This is a genomic window from Bacillus sp. FSL K6-0069 (assembly GCF_038007785.1).
Lineage (GTDB): Bacteria > Bacillota > Bacilli > Bacillales > Bacillaceae_G > Bacillus_A > Bacillus_A mobilis.
Map to the genome: position 1 here is coordinate 2243767 of NZ_JBBOXN010000001.1, position 16837 is coordinate 2260603.

The window sequence follows — 16837 nt, forward strand, 5'->3', positions numbered from 1 at the left end:
ATTCAAAATTAAATAATGCACCTACGAGTTATCTGTAGAAGGCGGTGTATTTTCCAATCGATTATAAGTTTTAAATGCCGAAATTGCCGAGATAACACCACCGACTAAAAATAAAGCTGATCCACCGACCAAAATGATACGACTGACATACGTTTCGCGCGCTTCTTCAACTTCTTCTTGTAACATTGTTGGCATTTGAATTCCTCCTAAACAACATTTATTTTGTAGATAGTATATACAAATGCCTAAAATATGTTAAAATCACTGGATAGTATTATGAGGAAGTATATAGTTACATGTGAATTGTTTGAAAAATCTTCATTATAAATTTATGCTAACTTCACATAGAGCACATATTAACATTGTATTATGTATATGTACCAAATAAATAAAGTGAATTGTATTTTGTTCTGTTTTTAAAAATTTAAAATTCTATTATTTTTATATAAAGGTTTCTCGTCGGAGTTTTAAATATTTTGGAAATAGATCTAAATAAGAGAAATTCATATAAAAGGGGAATGTCTTATGACAACATATACGAGTGAAATGAGAAAAAGTTTAGTTTCAGAAGAAGATGTAGATATTTTAAAAATTATGGCTCACCCAATCCGATTACAAATTGTAAATGAATTAAGTACGAGAAAAACTTGTAATGTAACGCAATTAACAGAATTACTAAATATTCCACAATCGACTGTTTCGCAACATTTATCAAAAATGAAAGGTAAAGTGTTACGAGCTGAGAGAAGGGGCTTAGAAATTTATTATCACATTAATAATTTAAAAGCGAGTAAGATTGTAAGTGTTTTAGGATATATAAACTAATGAAATATTTTCATATAAAATAGCCGCTGCTGGTAAGCAGGGGCTATTTTGTGTTGTTTTATGTATTCGTATTTAAAATTTTATAGTTTTTATGATTTACAATTGTTCGATCAAATTCAAAAGTACCACCGCTTACATCTGTAATTTCAACTAAGACCGATTCAGTATATAGTTTTAGTACAGATCCTGTAATCTTTAAATTATTTCGGTGAAAAAGTATAGTATCCCCTACGTTTGCTTTCATAGTACCTCCTTATTAAAGACAGAATTATTTTTTTATTATATATATTAAACCACGTATAGATATATTAGTGAATATTTAGTTTTGTTTATCAATAAAAAATTTTTTGTTTTATAAAAAATAAAATGCATCGTAGTGTAAAAATAGTTTTTTTGGTTGTATAGGAAAATCAAAATTTTGTAATCTAGCCATGATATAACTTGAGACATAATTTTTATAAAAAAAGATGATAAAACAGCTGTAAGTCGTATGGATGCAAAACATGATAATAGCTATTTACGTATTTAATAATTCATTTTTTGTATTTCGTCCTTCGTTTTCTGTAACTGATTCCATATTTTTGACGCTCTATCTTGTAAGTGCTTACATAAGGGGTAACATCTTATACAATGAAGGTGTTAAATCAAAAGAGGTGGTCAATATGAACATAAAAAAAGTAAATTTAGCGAACAGCATTGAAATAGAAAGAGGAGGCGGAAAGGTATGAAAAAATCAAATGTTAATCCATGGCTAGTTGTACTTGGCACAGTCATCGTACAAATGGGGCTTGGAACAATATATACATGGAGTTTATTCAATCAGCCTTTAGTTAGTAAATACGGTTGGAGTCTTAACGCAGTAGCTATAACGTTCTCAATTACTAGTCTTTCCTTAGCATTTTCAACTTTATTTGCGAGTAAATTACAAGAAAAATGGGGACTTCGTAAACTTATTATGATAGCTGGACTAGCATTAGGACTAGGATTAGTACTTAGTTCACAAGCGTCCTCATTAATATTGCTTTATGTACTAGCAGGGGTTGTTGTAGGTTATGCAGATGGTACAGCATATATCACTTCACTATCCAATTTAATAAAATGGTTTCCAAAGCGTAAAGGTTTAATTGCTGGGATTTCTGTCTCTGCATATGGTTCAGGTAGCTTAATCTTTAAATACGTTAACGCACAGTTAATTGAATCAGTTGGTGTATCACAAGCGTTTATATACTGGGGATTAATTGTTACAGCTATGATTGTTCTTGGAGCTTGTTTAATCCATCAAGCTGCTGATCAAGGTGCAGTTCATGAGACAAAAACTCACGAATATACAACGAAAGAAATGCTAGGCACAAAACAAGTATACTTATTATTTATTATGTTATTTACATCATGTATGAGTGGCTTATACTTAATTGGTATGGTAAAAGATATTGGTGTTCAACTTGTAGGACTTAACGCAGCAACAGCAGCTAATGCGGTGGCTATGGTTGCAATCTTCAATACATTAGGTCGTATTATTCTAGGACCGTTATCAGATAAAATCGGCCGTTTAAAAATCGTTACTGGTACTTTTGTTGTTATGGCAAGTTCAGTCTTAGTTTTAAGTTTCGTAGATTTAAATTACGGTATCTACTTCGTATGTGTAGCAAGTGTAGCGTTTTGCTTTGGTGGAAATATCACTATTTTCCCAGCTATTGTTGGTGATTTCTACGGTATGAAAAACCATAGTAAGAACTACGGAATTGTGTATCAAGGATTTGGATTTGGAGCGCTTGCAGGTTCCTTTATCGGTGCACTTCTAGGTGGATTCAAACCAACATTCATGGTGATCGGCGTATTATGTGTCGTATCATTTATTATCACAATATTAATTCAAGCACCTAAACAGAAAAAAGAACACGAAGAAGAGTATCGCAGCGTAGCATAAGTATATAAATCTTCTATAACACTATGATTACGAAAAAGCATCCTGTTAAATAGGGTGCTTTTTTGAGTTGTTTTAAATAGGTTATATAATCTTTGGAATTTTTTGAGACAAAAAGTGAGTGGCATACCTATTTGGATTATATTGGAATATTAAAAATTGATACATTATATTCGAACTACTTATTAAATCTTAAATTATAAACACGACATACATCAATAATTGCAAGATATACTTTCTCAATATTTTCAGAAAAATGTTGAGAAAATATATACTCAATTTTTTGGTAAGGCTTTGTAAATGAGAGTATCTACAGCTTATCTTCTTTAATTTTACAAAGAGGCGTAGGAATTAAATGTTTAATGTACGTGCTTATTGATACTTTTAGATGTAATTGCATTGAGAAGCACTAAAACGTTTTGTCTGAAAAATAAAAATAGGTTGACAAGTTTATTGAGAAAGATTATCATTTCGATGTAAGAATATTAAATGAAAAACATTATCAATGAATAATATTTTGATGAGAAGTACACTTGACCAATTAGTTTAGTAAGTGTATTATTTTTTACATTGATAATGATAATCGTTATCAATATTTTTTAATGAGATTAATTTTTAAATGAAAGGATAGAGGAAATGAACTTAGGGGAATTTAATGGGAAAACGGTTTTAGTAACAGGTGCAGCCCAAGGTATAGGTAGTGTTGTTGCCAAAATGTTTTTAGAAAGAGGAGCTACAGTTATTGCGGTTGATCAAAATGAAGAGGGGTTAAATGTGCTCTTAAATGAAAATGAATTAAATGAAATACGTATGAAAACGTTTCGTTTAGATGTGAGTGATAGTACCGCAGTTGAAGATATCGTAAACGGTATTGAAAATGATATAGCACCGATAGATATATTAGTTAATGTTGCAGGGGTTTTACGTATGGGAGCGATTCACTCTTTAAGTGATGAAGATTGGAATAAAACATTCTCTGTAAATTCTACAGGAGTTTTCTATATGTCCCGAGCGGTAAGTAAACGTATGATGCAAAGAAAGTCAGGGGCAATTGTTACAGTTGGTTCAAATGCAGCAAATACCCCGAGAATGGATATGGCTGCGTATGCGGCATCCAAAGCTGCAACAACGATGTTTATGAAGTGTTTAGGATTAGAACTTGCAGCATATAACATTCGCTGTAACTTAGTTTCTCCAGGTTCAACTGAAACTGAAATGCAAAGGTTACTATGGGCTGATGAGAATGGAGCAAAAAATATCATTGCTGGTTCTCAAAGTACATATAGACTCGGTATACCATTACAAAAAATTGCACAGCCTTCAGAAGTTGCCGAAGCGGTATTGTTTTTAGCTTCAGATAAAGCAAGCCACATTACAATGCACAATTTATGTGTCGATGGCGGAGCTACATTAGGCGTTTAATAAAAAAATAGGGGGCTACTATATTATGAATGAACTTACGGCTGTAAAGGAACTGTCAGAACAATTATTAGAAGATTATAAGACTGAATCCTCATTCTTTTTCGCTTCACCTACTCGAACGATATTGACAGAAGGAGAGTTTACTACAGTAAAGCATCGTGAAATTGAAAGTTTTCCAGAACTTGTACAAGCAGTATTACGTAATGCAAAACAAGCTGGAAATCCGAATCCTATCGTTGTCGGTGCTTTGCCATTTGATCGTAGAAAAGAAGTTCAACTTATCGTACCAGAATATAGCAGAATTTCTGAACGATTACAATTAGATACAACAAACCTGCTTGAAACAAATGAGAACTTAACATTTGAAATGACGCCTGTACCAGATCCGGAAGTGTATATGAATGGTGTGAGGCAAGGAATTGAAAAAATACAAGACGGAGATTTAAAGAAAATCGTTCTATCCAGATCGTTAGATGTTAAATCTTCCGAAAAGATTAATAAGCAAAAACTTCTTCGAGAATTAGCAGAGCATAATAAGCATGGTTATACATTTGCTGTTAATTTACCGAAAGATGAAAACGAGAATAATAAGACATTAATTGGAGCAAGTCCTGAGTTACTCGTTTCACGTAATGGTATGCAAGTTATTTCTAATCCGTTAGCTGGTTCAAGACCACGTAGTGATGATCCAGTTGAAGATAAAAGAAGAGCAGAGGAATTACTTTCTTCTCCAAAAGATTTACATGAGCATGCGGTAGTAGTAGAAGCGGTAGCTGCTGCGCTTCGTCCATACTGTCACACATTACATGTTCCAGAAAAACCATCCGTTATTCATAGTGAAGCGATGTGGCATTTGTCTACTGAAGTGAAAGGTGAACTAAAGGATCCGAATACTACTTCTTTGGAATTAGCAATTGCACTTCATCCTACGCCAGCAGTTTGCGGGACGCCTATGGAAGAAGCGAGAGAGGCGATTCAACAAATTGAGCCATTTGACCGTGAATTTTTTACAGGAATGCTAGGTTGGAGCGATTTAAATGGAGATGGTGAATGGATTGTTACAATTCGCTGTGCTGAAGTGCAAGAAAAAAACCTTCGATTATTTGCAGGAGCGGGAGTTGTCGCTGAGTCAAAACCAGAAGATGAGTTAGCAGAAACATCAGCTAAGTTCCAAACAATGCTGAAGGCTCTAGGGTTAAGTGATAATTCATTGAATGAAAAATAGGGGGAAGAAAGAATGTTGACAGGTTATACAAAATGGCCAAAAGAATTTGCTAATCGCTATCGAGAAGAAGGGTGTTGGCTTGGTGAAACATTTGGCGGGGTGTTAAGAGAGCGTGCTGAAAAATATGGAGATCAAATTGCGGTTGTAAGTGGTAATACGCATGTAACGTATAGTGAGCTTGATAAAAAAGTAGATCGCTTAGCGTCAGGTTTACTGAATTTAGGAATAAAACAAGAGGATCGAGTTGTAATCCAATTACCTAATGTTATCGAGTTTTTCGAAATGTGTTTTGCGCTATTTCGAATTGGAGCACTTCCTGTCTTTGCACTCCCTTCACATCGAAGCAGTGAAATTAGTTATTTTTGTGAGTTTGGTGAGGCGAGTGCTTACGTTATTTCAGATAAGGCTCTCGGCTTTGATTATCGAAAACTAGCAAGAGAAGTGAAAGAGAAAGTGTCAACTTTACAACATGTAATTGTAGTGGGAGAAGAAGAGGAGTTTATGAACATAAGTGATCTGTATGTAGATTCTATTCCATTACCAGAAGTTCAGCCAAGTGATGTTGCGTTTCTCCAATTGTCAGGAGGGACAACAGGACTTTCTAAATTAATTCCTAGAACACATGATGACTATATTTATAGTTTACGTGTTAGCGCTGAGATTTGTAATTTGAATACGGATAGTGTCTATATGGCAGTTCTTCCAGTAGCGCACAATTACCCAATGAGTTCTCCAGGGACATTTGGAACTTTCTATGCGGGTGGAAAAGTAGTGCTAGCAACTGGAGGTAGTCCAGATGAGGCATTTGCTCTAATAGAAAAAGAAAAAGTCACGATTACCGCGCTCGTTCCGCCATTAGCAATGATCTGGCTTGATGCTGCATCTTCTCGTAATAACGATTTATCGAGCCTAGAAGTGATTCAAGTTGGTGGTGCGAAATTTGGCGCCGAAGTTGCGAAACGTATACGTCCTACATTTGGATGTACGTTACAGCAAGTGTTCGGTATGGCAGAAGGATTAGTAAATTACACAAGATTAAATGATCCGGAAGAAATCATCATTCATACACAAGGTAGACCGATGTCTACATACGACGAAGTAAGGGTTGTTGATGAAAATGATAACGATGTAAAAGTTGGTGAAGTAGGAAGTTTATTAACAAGAGGACCATATACAATTCGAGGCTATTATAAAGCGGAAGAGCATAATGAAAGGTCATTTACTGAAGATGGATTTTATCGTACCGGAGATCTTGTAAAAGTAAATGAACAAGGTTACATCATTGTAGAGGGTAGGGATAAAGATCAAATTAACCGTGGTGGTGAGAAAGTTGCTGCGGAAGAGGTTGAAAATCACCTATTAGCACATGATGCAGTACATGATGTTGCAATTGTATCAATGCCTGACGAGTATTTAGGGGAACGTACTTGTGCATTTGTTATAGCTCGCGGACAAGCCCCGACAGTAAGTGAATTAAAAATGTTTTTAAGAGAACGCGGTATAGCAGCTTATAAAATTCCAGATCGAATTGAATTTATTGAATCATTCCCACAAACAGGTGTTGGAAAGGTAAGCAAAAAAGAATTACGTAAAGTCATTGCTGAAAAACTTATTACGATAAAACGATAAAGAATATAAAAATTGGAAGGAAGTGATTAGATGGCTATCCCATCTATTTCAGTATACAAAATGCCAGTTGAATCAGAACTACCAAAAAATAAAGTGAACTGGACGCCAGATCCAAAACGTGCGGTTCTTCTAATCCATGACATGCAAGAATATTTTCTTGATGCATATTGCGATAAAGAGTCACCGAAAGTAGAACTCATTTCAAATATTAAGGTGATAAGAGAAAGATGTAAGGAACTTGGTATCCCAGTTGTTTATACAGCACAACCAGGTGGACAAACGTTAGAACAACGAGGGTTATTACAAGACTTCTGGGGTGATGGTATTCCTGCTGGACCAAATAAGAAAAAAATTGTGGATGAACTTACTCCTGATGAGAATGATATATTCTTAACGAAATGGAGATATAGTGCATTTAAAAAGACAAATCTATTAGAAATTTTAAATGAGCAAGGAAGAGATCAACTTATTATTTGTGGTATTTATGCGCATATTGGCTGCCTTTTAACAGCTTGTGAAGCGTTTATGGATGGTATAGAGCCGTTCTTTGTAGCAGATGCAGTTGCTGATTTTTCATTAGAGCATCATAAACAAGCATTACAGTATGCATCTAATAGATGTGCAGTGACGACATCAACCAACTTACTGCTAAAAGATTTACAAAATGTAAAAGGCGATAAGAGTGAAGGAATCACTTTACAGGAAGTGCATGAACTAGTTGCACAATTACTTCGTGAACCAGTAGAAAGTGTTGAGACTGATGAAGATTTATTAAATAGAGGACTTGATTCGGTCAGAATTATGAGTTTAGTAGAGAAGTGGCGTCGTGAAGGAAAAGAAATCACTTTTGCGGATTTAGCAGAGAGCCCAACTGTTGTTGATTGGTACCGTTTATTATCTCCGCAAACAGAACATGTACTTTAATATAGACTACATAATAAAGGGGTAGTAAAGAATGCCTAATAGTCAAAAGGTTCGTCATTCGTTATCATCTGCGCAGACTGGTATGTGGTTTGCACAGCAATTAGATCCGCTTAATCCGATTTATAATACTGGGGAGTATGTTGAAATAAGCGGAAATATTAATCAAGAAATTTTCGAATTAGCAGTACGTAAAGCTGTAACAGAAGCAGAAGCACTACATGTTCGTTTCGAAGAGGATGAAATGGGCCCATGGCAAGTTATTGAAGAATTACAATTTCATATGCATTTTATAGACGTTCGTAAAGAAGAAAATCCTGAAGAAGCTGCTAAAGTATGGATGAAAAATGATTTATCTATGCCGGTCGATTTGAAGACAGATACATTATTTACTGAAGCACTTATTCAAGTTGAAAATCATCGTTTCTTTTGGTATCAGCGCATCCATCACATTGTGATGGATGGCTATGGATTTTCACTTCTTAGCCAAAAGGTAGCGAAAGAGTATACATCACTTATAGAAAAAACAGACAAGAATGAAAAGTCTTTTGGTTCTATTTCAAAAATTGTACAAGAAGACATTGAGTATCGTGAGTCGAAACAATTTCAGGAAGATCGTACTTTTTGGTTAGAGAAGTTTGCTGATGAACCAGAAGTTGTAAGCTTAGCAGAACGAGCGCCGAGAACATCAAATGGATTTTCACGAGAAACAGCTTATTTATCCAGTTCTAGTACGAAAACTTTACTAGACAATATTAATATTTCGCTAACAAGTTGGCCAGAATTTATTGTCGCTGTAACAAGTATATATATGCATAAATTAACAGGTGCAAATGATATTGTTTTAGGTTTACCGATGATGGGGCGCCTCGGTTCTGTATCTATATTTACACCAAGCATGGTAATGAATTTAGTACCACTTCGTCTCACTGTAACTCCCAATATAACTCTTGCAGAATTATTGCAGCAAGTTTCTAAAGAAATTCGAGACGTACGTCGTCATCATAAATATCGTCATGAGGAATTAAGAAGAGACTTAAAGTTACTAGGTGAAAATCATAGGTTATTCGGGCCGTTAGTGAATGTTATGCCTTTTGATTATGGGCTTAACTTTGCTGGAAATCGTGGAATTACACATAATTTATCAGCAGGACCTGTCGATGATTTATCGATAAATGTTTATAAACGTTTCGATGAAAATGAGTTAATGATTCATTTTGATGCGAATCCGGAAGTATATAATGAAGCTGAACTAGCGTTACATAAAGAGAGATTTATGAAGTTATTAGAATTAGTGATAAATGATGATCAAAAAGACGAGTCGATTGGAAATATAAACATTACTCTTCCTGAAGAAAATCATAAAGTTCTAATGGAATGGAATGAAACTAAAGAAGCTACAGAGTTAATCTCTTTACCTATATTATTTGAAAAGCAAGTACAAAAAAATCCAAATAAAATAGCGGTTACGTGTAACGGAGTAGACTTTACGTATAATGAGCTAAATAAACGAGCAAATGAACTGGCGCACTATTTAGTAGAAGAAGGAATAGGGTCAAATCAGTTCGTAGCTTTAGTGTTTCCAAGGTCAATAGAAATGGTAGTTAGTATGCTAGCAGTTTTAAAGACTGGTGCAGCGTATTTACCGATAGATCCAGAATATCCAGCTGAGCGAATCAATTATATTGTAAATGATGCAAAACCAGTGTGTATCATCACACATTCATCTGTTTCATCTGCTTTAGTTATTGAAAATGATATGAAAAAAATCGAATTAGATCGCGAAGAAACAGAACTAGCGTTAAAAGCATATTCTCATATGAATCTACCATTTAGGAAAGATGAATCACTTTTAAAGCCTGCGTATGCAATTTACACTTCAGGATCAACGGGAAATCCAAAAGGTGTAATTGTTCCTATGGGAGCTTTAAGTAACTTTTTATTGTCTATGGACGATATGTTTTCATTAAATGAAAACGATCATTTAGTAGCAGTTACAACGTTTGCGTTTGATATTTCTGCACTAGAAATTTATTTACCTCTTATTAGTGGTGCAAGTTTAACAATCGCACAAAAAGAAGTAATTCAAGAACCTGCTGTGTTAACGGCATTGTTGCAAGAAGAAAGAGCGACAATTATGCAAGCTACACCGACCCTTTGGCAGGCGTTAGTAATGGAATATCCAGATAGACTACAAGGGCTAAAAGTGCTCGTTGGTGGTGAAGCACTTCCAGCTCATTTAGCAAATACATTAAAAGAATTAGGTTGCTCTATTACAAACTTATATGGACCTACTGAAACGACTATTTGGTCTACTTTCAAGAACATCGACGAAAATGAAATGGGTATACCTCCTATTGGAAAACCGATTTGGAGTACAGATGTATATGTATTAGATGCAGGATTACAACCAGTACCACCTGGAGTAATTGGTGAACTATATATTGCTGGAGAAGGACTTGCGAACGGCTATTTAGGAAAACCAGAGTTAACGGCGGAACGATTTGTTGCAAATCCTTTTGGAGAACGAGGGAAGCGCATGTATCGCACAGGTGATCTTGTGAAATGGCGTAACGATGGTGTGCTGGAATACGTGAGCCGAGCAGATCATCAAATAAAAATCCGTGGTTTCCGAATTGAATTAGCTGAAATTGAAATGGTATTACAACGACATGAAAATATTAAACAAGCAGTAGTAATGGTACGAGAAGATCGCCCAAATGATAAACGAATTATTGCGTATATCGTTGCTGAAGAGAAGGATACAATTAACTTTGCAGAAATTCGTTCTTATGTTTCAGAAAGTTTAGCGAATTATATGGTACCTTCAGCGTTTGTGTTGTTAGAAGAATTACCATTAACACCAAATGGAAAGGTTGATAGAAAGAAATTACCAGCTCCTGATTTTAATGAAATGAATAAGGAGAGAGTTGCTAGAAATCCGAAAGAAGAAATATTATGTGATTTATTTGCAGAAGTACTTGGTGTTTCTCGTATTAGTATAGATGATAATTTCTTTGAAATGGGAGGCCATTCGCTTCTTGCATCTCGTTTAATGGCAAGAATTCGTGAAACGTTAAGTGTCGAATTAGGAATTGGAAAATTATTCGAATCGCCAACTGTTGCGGAACTAGCGAAACAATTAGACCGAGCAAAAAGTGCAAGACCAGCTATTAAGAAAGTAAGTAGACCAAATGAAGTTCCACTTTCATTTGCACAGCGTAGATTATGGTTCTTAAATTGTTTAGAAGGTCCAAGCCCTACTTATAATATTCCATTAGTCATTCGTTTATCTGGAAAGTTGAACGAGGAAGCATTGCAAGGTGCCTTTTACGATGTAGTTGAGAAACATGAAACGCTTAGAACGATTTTTCCTAACGTATTAGGGAGTTCCTATCAGAAAATTTTAGATATGGAAAATTTAAATTTAGAAATGATTATAACAAGAACGTGTAAAGATGAATTAGAAAGTGTGCTTGCAGAGGCGGTAAGATATAGCTTTAACCTCGATGTTGAACCAGCAGTTCGTTTGCAACTATTTACAGTGAATGAAAACGAACATGTATTACTAATTCTATTGCACCATATTGTTGGGGATGGCTGGTCATTACAACCGTTAACAAGAGATTTTACAGCGGCCTATAAAGCACGATGTCAAGGGGAGAGAGTACAGCTGGAGACACTTCCAGTTCAATACGCAGATTATGCACTATGGCAACAGCAATTGCTAGGTGATGAAGCTACACGAGAGAGTCTCATTTCAACACAATTAGATTTTTGGAAACAAGAGCTAAAGGGTTTACCAGATCAATTGGAGTTACCTACAGATTACCAGCGTCCAATTGAAACGAGTTACCGAGGAGAAACAATTCATTTTCAAATAGATGCAGTTATGCATAATAGGTTAGTAGAGCTTGCACGGAAAAACGGGGTTAGTTTGTTTATGGTGTTACAAGCAGGACTTAGTGCACTATTTACAAGGTTAGGCGCAGGTACTGATATACCAATTGGAAGTCCGATTGCTGGAAGAAATGACGATGCACTATCAAATATAGTTGGGTTATTTGTAAATACATTAGTGTTACGTACAAATACATCAGGAGATCCAAGTTTTAAAGAACTATTGAATAGAGTGAAGCAAGTAAATCTTGCAGCTTATGAAAATCAAGATGTTCCATTCGAACGACTTGTTGAAGTATTAAACCCAGTACGTACTCGAAATAGTCATCCGCTGTTTCAAGTTATGTTAGCCTTCCAAAATACGCCAGAAGCAACCTTTGATGCTCCGGATATAGAAGCGAACCTTGAAATTCAAAGCGTCGGCTCTGCGAAATTTGATCTAACATTTGAAATTAGCGAGAGTAACGGAGTTGATGGTACTCCAAATGGCTTACACGGATTGTTAGAGTTTAGTACTGATTTATATAAACGTGAAACGATTCAAAAATTAATAGAAAGATACATTCTGTTATTAGACGATGCGGCGAAAAATCAGGATCAATCAATTGGTAGATTAGAAATATTAACTTTAGCAGAGAAAAATACAGTGTTAGAAAAGTGGAATGGTGGTTTTCAAATTGTACCAGAAATGACATTACCACAATTATTTGAAAAACAGGCTTATATAAATCCGAATTCTATTGCTGTCGTCTTTGAAGATGAAAAATTAACTTATGAAGAATTGAATAAAAAAGCGAATAAAATAGCTCGATTGCTAATAGCAAAAGGAGTCGGTCCTGATCAACTTGTTGCATTAGCAATGCCGAGATCTTTAAATATGGTTGTGAGTTTACTTGCGGTTCTTAAAGCAGGAGCAGGTTATCTTCCATTAGATCCAGATTACCCGTCTGAACGTATTTCATTTATGCTCCACGATGCGAAACCAACATGTGTTTTAACAAATTTAGATGTGGAAATTGAATGTGATGAGGAACTGAAAATTTTAGTCGATGATGAAAAAGTAATAAAAGAAATAGTGAAATATAGTGAAGATAATATTGATGAAATGGAGCGCATGAAGCCACTATCGCCTTCACATATTGCTTACGTTATTTATACATCAGGCTCAACAGGTAGACCGAAAGGCGTTATGATACCTCATCAAAACGTAGTAAGACTCTTAGGAGCAACTGATCATTGGTTCCAATTTGACGCGAACGATGTTTGGACGATGTTCCATTCATACGCTTTTGATTTCTCGGTTTGGGAAATTTGGGGACCTTTATTATATGGAGGGCGTCTAGTCGTAGTACCACATACTGTAAGTCGCTCGCCGAAAGAATTTTTACAAGTTCTTGTTAAGGAAAAGGTTACTGTATTAAACCAAACTCCATCAGCGTTCTATCAATTGATGCAAGCGGATCGTGAAAATGAAGAAATTGGTCAAAGATTATCTTTACGATATGTTGTTTTTGGAGGAGAAGCACTTGAATTAAGTCGATTAGAAGATTGGTATAGTCGACATCCTCATAACGCACCAAAGCTTATTAATATGTACGGTATTACAGAGACGACAGTACATGTTAGTTATATTGAGTTAGATGAGAATATTGTTTCTTTACGCGCGAATAGTTTAATTGGTTGCAGTATACCAGACCTTAAAGTATACGTATTAGACAACTATTTACAACCAGTGCCACCCGGAGTAGTGGGAGAAATGTATGTTGCAGGTGCTGGGCTTGCTCGTGGTTATTTAGGAAGAGCGGGCTTAACTGCAGAACGCTTTATCGCAGATCCATTTGGTAAGTCAGGTACAAGAATGTATCGTACAGGAGACTTAGCGCGTTGGCGTAAAGATGGGACGCTAGATTATATAGGGCGTGCAGATCACCAAATAAAAATTCGTGGATTCCGAATTGAATTAGGGGAAATAGAAGCGGTCATAATGAAACATCCTAAAGTTGAGCAAGTAGCCGTAATTGTACGGGAAGATCAACCAGGGGATAAACGGTTGGTTTCATATATTGTCGCATCTAATCATGAAATGATTGATACGAATGAAATGCGTCAATATGCTGGAGGTAGTTTACCAGATTACATGGTTCCATACGCTTTTGTAGTAGTAAATGAGTTACCTTTAACTCCAAACGGTAAATTAGATAGAAAGGCATTGCCAGCTCCAGAATTTATCGCATCATCTTCTAGTCGTGGACCAAGAACACCGCAAGAAGAAATGTTATGTGACTTATTTACAGAGATTTTAAGTGTACCTCAAATTGGAATTGATGACGGATTCTTTGATCTTGGTGGTCATTCACTTCTTGCAGTGCAGCTTATGAGCCGAATTAAAGAAGCACTTGGAGTGGAACTAAATATTGGAACTTTATTTGCAGCACCTACTGTTGCAGGGCTTGCGGAAAGACTTGAAATGGGAAATGGTCAAAGTGCACTTGATGTGTTGCTTCCATTACGAGCAAGCGGAGAGCAATTACCACTATTTTGTGTACACCCAGCAGGTGGATTAAGTTGGTGCTATGCAGGACTTATGAAATCTTTAGGAACAGATTATCCAATCTATGGTGTTCAAGCACGTGGTATCGCTAAAAATGAAGAACTTCCAAAAAGTTTAGAGGAGATGGCGGCGGATTATTTAAAAAACGTTCGTGAAGTACAGCCTCACGGACCATATCGGTTACTCGGTTGGTCACTTGGAGGAAATGTTGTTCATGCAATGGCAGCGCAACTACAAAATGAAGGAGAAGAAGTAGAATTACTCGTTATGCTGGATTCTTATCCTGGACACTTCTTACCGAATACGGAAGCACCTACTGAAGAAGAAGCATTAATCGCATTACTTGCTTTAGGTGGATATGATCCAGATAATATGGATGGAAAACCACTTACGATGGAAAGTGCAGTTGAAATACTTCGTAAAGATGGAAGTGCATTAGCAAGTCTTGAAGAAGAGACGATTTTGAATTTGAAAGAAACATATGTGAATTCAGTAGGATTGTTAGGGAAATATGTACCGAAAGTTTATAACGGAGATATTTTATTCTTTAGATCTACTGTTATACCAGACTGGTTTGATCCTATTTCTCCAAATACGTGGTTAAATTATTTAGACGGAGAAATTGTGCAGCACGATATTGATTGTAGACATAAAGATTTATGTCAGCCGGGTCCGCTTACAGAAATCGGACAAGTACTGGCGAAATACTTGCAGGAAAAGAAAGGGGTAAGTAAAGTATGACGAATCCATTTGAAAATGATAATTACACATATAAAGTATTAAAAAATGAGGAGGGCCAGTATTCTCTCTGGCCTGTCTTTCTTGATGTACCTATTGGCTGGAATGTCGTACATGAAGAGGCTAGTAGGAATGATTGTTTACAATATGTTGAAAATAACTGGGAAGATTTGAATCCAAAAAGTAATCAAGTTGGCGAAAAAATATTAGTAGGAAAACGATAATGAAGGAAAAAATAAATCCGAAAGTAGTTGTAAGTATCGTATATATAACAGCGATGTTTATGGCTGCGATGGATGCAACAATTGTGAATGTAGCACTGCAAACGATAAGTAAAGAATTACAAGTTCCTCCATCTGCTATGGGGACAGTTAATGTTGGGTATTTAGTTAGCTTAGCTGTTTTCCTTCCTATTTCTGGTTGGTTAGGAGATCGCTTCGGTACGAAAAGAGTATTTCTAACCGCTCTTTTCGTATTTACAACTGCGTCTGCATTATGCGGTGTAGCGAACGATATTACTTCATTGAATATTTTTCGTATCATGCAAGGTGCTGGTGGGGGGCTTTTAACACCGGTGGGGATGGCGATGTTATTCCGAACATTTTCACCAGAGGAAAGGCCGAAAATTTCACGGTTTATTGTGTTGCCAATTGCTGTCGCACCGGCAGTAGGACCAATTATTGGTGGTTTCTTTGTAGATCAAATGTCTTGGCGCTGGGCATTTTATATTAATGTACCGTTTGGAATCGTAGCGTTACTATTCGGTCTACTATTTTTAAAAGAGCATATTGAAAAATCAGCTGGTCGCTTTGATTCTCTCGGTTTTGTTCTTTCAGCACCAGGATTTGCGATGCTAATCTATGCACTTAGCCAAGGTCCATCAAAAGGCTGGGTTTCTCCAGAGATTATAAGTACTGGAATAGCTGGGATTATATTCATTACATTGTTTATCATCGTTGAACTTAAAGTACAGCAACCGATGTTAGATTTACGCTTATTAAAAGAACCAGTCTTTAGAAAAATGAGTCTAATTTCATTGTTTTCATCTGCCGGTTTACTAGGCATGCTATTTGTTTTTCCACTTATGTATCAAAATGTAATAGGAGTTTCCGCACTGGAATCAGGTCTTACGACATTCCCAGAGGCGATTGGATTAATGATATCGTCACAGATTGTGCCATGGTCATATAAGAAATTAGGAGCTCGCAAAGTAATTTCTATTGGATTAGCTTGTACCGCGGTTATCTTTGTGTTATTAAGTTTTGTAAATCACGATACAAATCCTTGGCAAATACGGGCATTATTGTTTGGTATCGGTATTTTCTTAGGTCAGTCTGTCGGTGCAGTTCAATTTTCTGCATTTAACAATATAACGCCACCTTCTATGGGAAGAGCAACAACAATATTCAATGTGCAAAATCGATTAGGATCTGCAATAGGAGTTGCTGTATTAGCTAGCATATTATCTGGGTTTGGAAGTAATGAAATACAGAATAATACACAGGCAGATTTCTTGCCTTATCAAGCTGCATTAATTGGATCAGCACTATTTTTACTCATAGCATTACTATTTTCTTTACGTATTTCTGATAAAGAGATAATGTCAAAGAAGAAGAAAAAGTCGTTACCTGTATTACAAAAAGAGAAAGAAGTTGTAAACGAATAAGTTATAGAATAATAATACTCTTTTGAAATAAAATGA

The 16837-nt window shown here is 35.9% G+C and carries 11 protein-coding genes; 9 read left to right on the forward strand and 2 right to left on the reverse strand.

Going from position 1 to position 16837, the window contains the following annotated elements; translation table 11 throughout:
* Positions 1-21: 21 nt before the first annotated feature.
* Entirely contained in the window at positions 22-195 is a 174-nt protein-coding gene (locus MHB74_RS11490) for a hypothetical protein (RefSeq protein WP_001142748.1), read from the reverse strand.
* 330 nt (positions 196-525) lie between these two features.
* Between MHB74_RS11490 and MHB74_RS11495 the strand changes: the two genes are divergently transcribed.
* A complete protein-coding gene (locus MHB74_RS11495; RefSeq protein WP_000214798.1) occupies positions 526-825 on the forward strand; it encodes an ArsR/SmtB family transcription factor in 300 nt (99 codons plus the stop codon).
* Between the two features lie 58 nt (positions 826-883).
* Here MHB74_RS11495 and MHB74_RS11500 read toward each other — a convergent pair whose 3' ends face one another.
* The gene (locus MHB74_RS11500) at positions 884-1069 is read right to left on the reverse strand and encodes a YkvS family protein (RefSeq protein WP_061679135.1); all 186 of its coding nucleotides are present in this window, start codon (positions 1067-1069) and stop codon (positions 884-886) included.
* A gap of 480 nt (positions 1070-1549) precedes the next feature.
* Between MHB74_RS11500 and MHB74_RS11505 the strand changes: the two genes are divergently transcribed.
* The 8 genes from MHB74_RS11505 to MHB74_RS11540 all read left to right on the forward strand — a co-directional run bounded on the left by MHB74_RS11505 (position 1550) and on the right by MHB74_RS11540 (position 16801).
* A complete protein-coding gene (locus tag MHB74_RS11505; RefSeq protein ID WP_061679137.1) occupies positions 1550-2752 on the forward strand; it encodes an L-lactate MFS transporter in 1203 nt (400 codons plus the stop codon).
* A gap of 633 nt (positions 2753-3385) precedes the next feature.
* Positions 3386-4171, forward strand: a complete 786-nt coding sequence (gene dhbA / locus MHB74_RS11510; RefSeq protein ID WP_061679138.1) for a 2,3-dihydro-2,3-dihydroxybenzoate dehydrogenase — start codon at positions 3386-3388, stop codon at positions 4169-4171.
* 25 nt (positions 4172-4196) lie between these two features.
* On the forward strand, positions 4197-5396 hold the full coding sequence (gene dhbC, locus MHB74_RS11515) for an isochorismate synthase DhbC (RefSeq protein ID WP_061679139.1): 1200 nt from the start codon (positions 4197-4199) through the stop codon (positions 5394-5396).
* 12 nt (positions 5397-5408) lie between these two features.
* On the forward strand, positions 5409-7025 hold the full coding sequence (locus MHB74_RS11520; protein WP_061679140.1) for a (2,3-dihydroxybenzoyl)adenylate synthase: 1617 nt from the start codon (positions 5409-5411) through the stop codon (positions 7023-7025).
* Between the two features lie 30 nt (positions 7026-7055).
* Positions 7056-7949, forward strand: coding sequence for an isochorismatase family protein (locus tag MHB74_RS11525; protein ID WP_061679141.1), 894 nt, complete (start codon positions 7056-7058; stop codon positions 7947-7949).
* A gap of 31 nt (positions 7950-7980) precedes the next feature.
* Entirely contained in the window at positions 7981-15138 is a 7158-nt protein-coding gene (locus tag MHB74_RS11530; protein ID WP_061679142.1) for an amino acid adenylation domain-containing protein, read from the forward strand.
* Positions 15135-15359 (forward strand): MbtH family protein, encoded by a 225-nt coding sequence (locus MHB74_RS11535; protein WP_000184069.1) that lies wholly within the window; start codon positions 15135-15137, stop codon positions 15357-15359. The genes MHB74_RS11530 and MHB74_RS11535 overlap by 4 nt, the downstream gene beginning before the upstream one ends.
* Complete coding sequence (locus tag MHB74_RS11540; protein ID WP_061679143.1) at positions 15359-16801, forward strand: MDR family MFS transporter; 1443 nt, start codon at positions 15359-15361, stop codon at positions 16799-16801. Before MHB74_RS11535 ends, MHB74_RS11540 begins: the two co-directional genes overlap by 1 nt.
* Positions 16802-16837: the final 36 nt, after the last annotated feature.

Bases quoted from the DNA above. Each gene is read 5' to 3' on its own strand.
- MHB74_RS11500 (WP_061679135.1), bottom strand. From the start codon at position 1,069: ATGAAAGCAAACGTAGGGGATACTATACTTTTTCACCGAAATAATTTA.
- dhbC (WP_061679139.1), top strand. From the start codon at position 4,197: ATGAATGAACTTACGGCTGTAAAGGAACTGTCAGAACAATTATTAGAA.
- MHB74_RS11540 (WP_061679143.1), top strand. From the start codon at position 15,359: ATGAAGGAAAAAATAAATCCGAAAGTAGTTGTAAGTATCGTATATATA.
- MHB74_RS11490 (WP_001142748.1), bottom strand. From the start codon at position 195: ATGCCAACAATGTTACAAGAAGAAGTTGAAGAAGCGCGCGAAACGTAT.
- dhbA (WP_061679138.1), top strand. From the start codon at position 3,386: ATGAACTTAGGGGAATTTAATGGGAAAACGGTTTTAGTAACAGGTGCA.
- MHB74_RS11505 (WP_061679137.1), top strand. From the start codon at position 1,550: ATGAAAAAATCAAATGTTAATCCATGGCTAGTTGTACTTGGCACAGTC.
- MHB74_RS11495 (WP_000214798.1), top strand. From the start codon at position 526: ATGACAACATATACGAGTGAAATGAGAAAAAGTTTAGTTTCAGAAGAA.
- MHB74_RS11535 (WP_000184069.1), top strand. From the start codon at position 15,135: ATGACGAATCCATTTGAAAATGATAATTACACATATAAAGTATTAAAA.
- MHB74_RS11530 (WP_061679142.1), top strand. From the start codon at position 7,981: ATGCCTAATAGTCAAAAGGTTCGTCATTCGTTATCATCTGCGCAGACT.
- MHB74_RS11520 (WP_061679140.1), top strand. From the start codon at position 5,409: ATGTTGACAGGTTATACAAAATGGCCAAAAGAATTTGCTAATCGCTAT.
- MHB74_RS11525 (WP_061679141.1), top strand. From the start codon at position 7,056: ATGGCTATCCCATCTATTTCAGTATACAAAATGCCAGTTGAATCAGAA.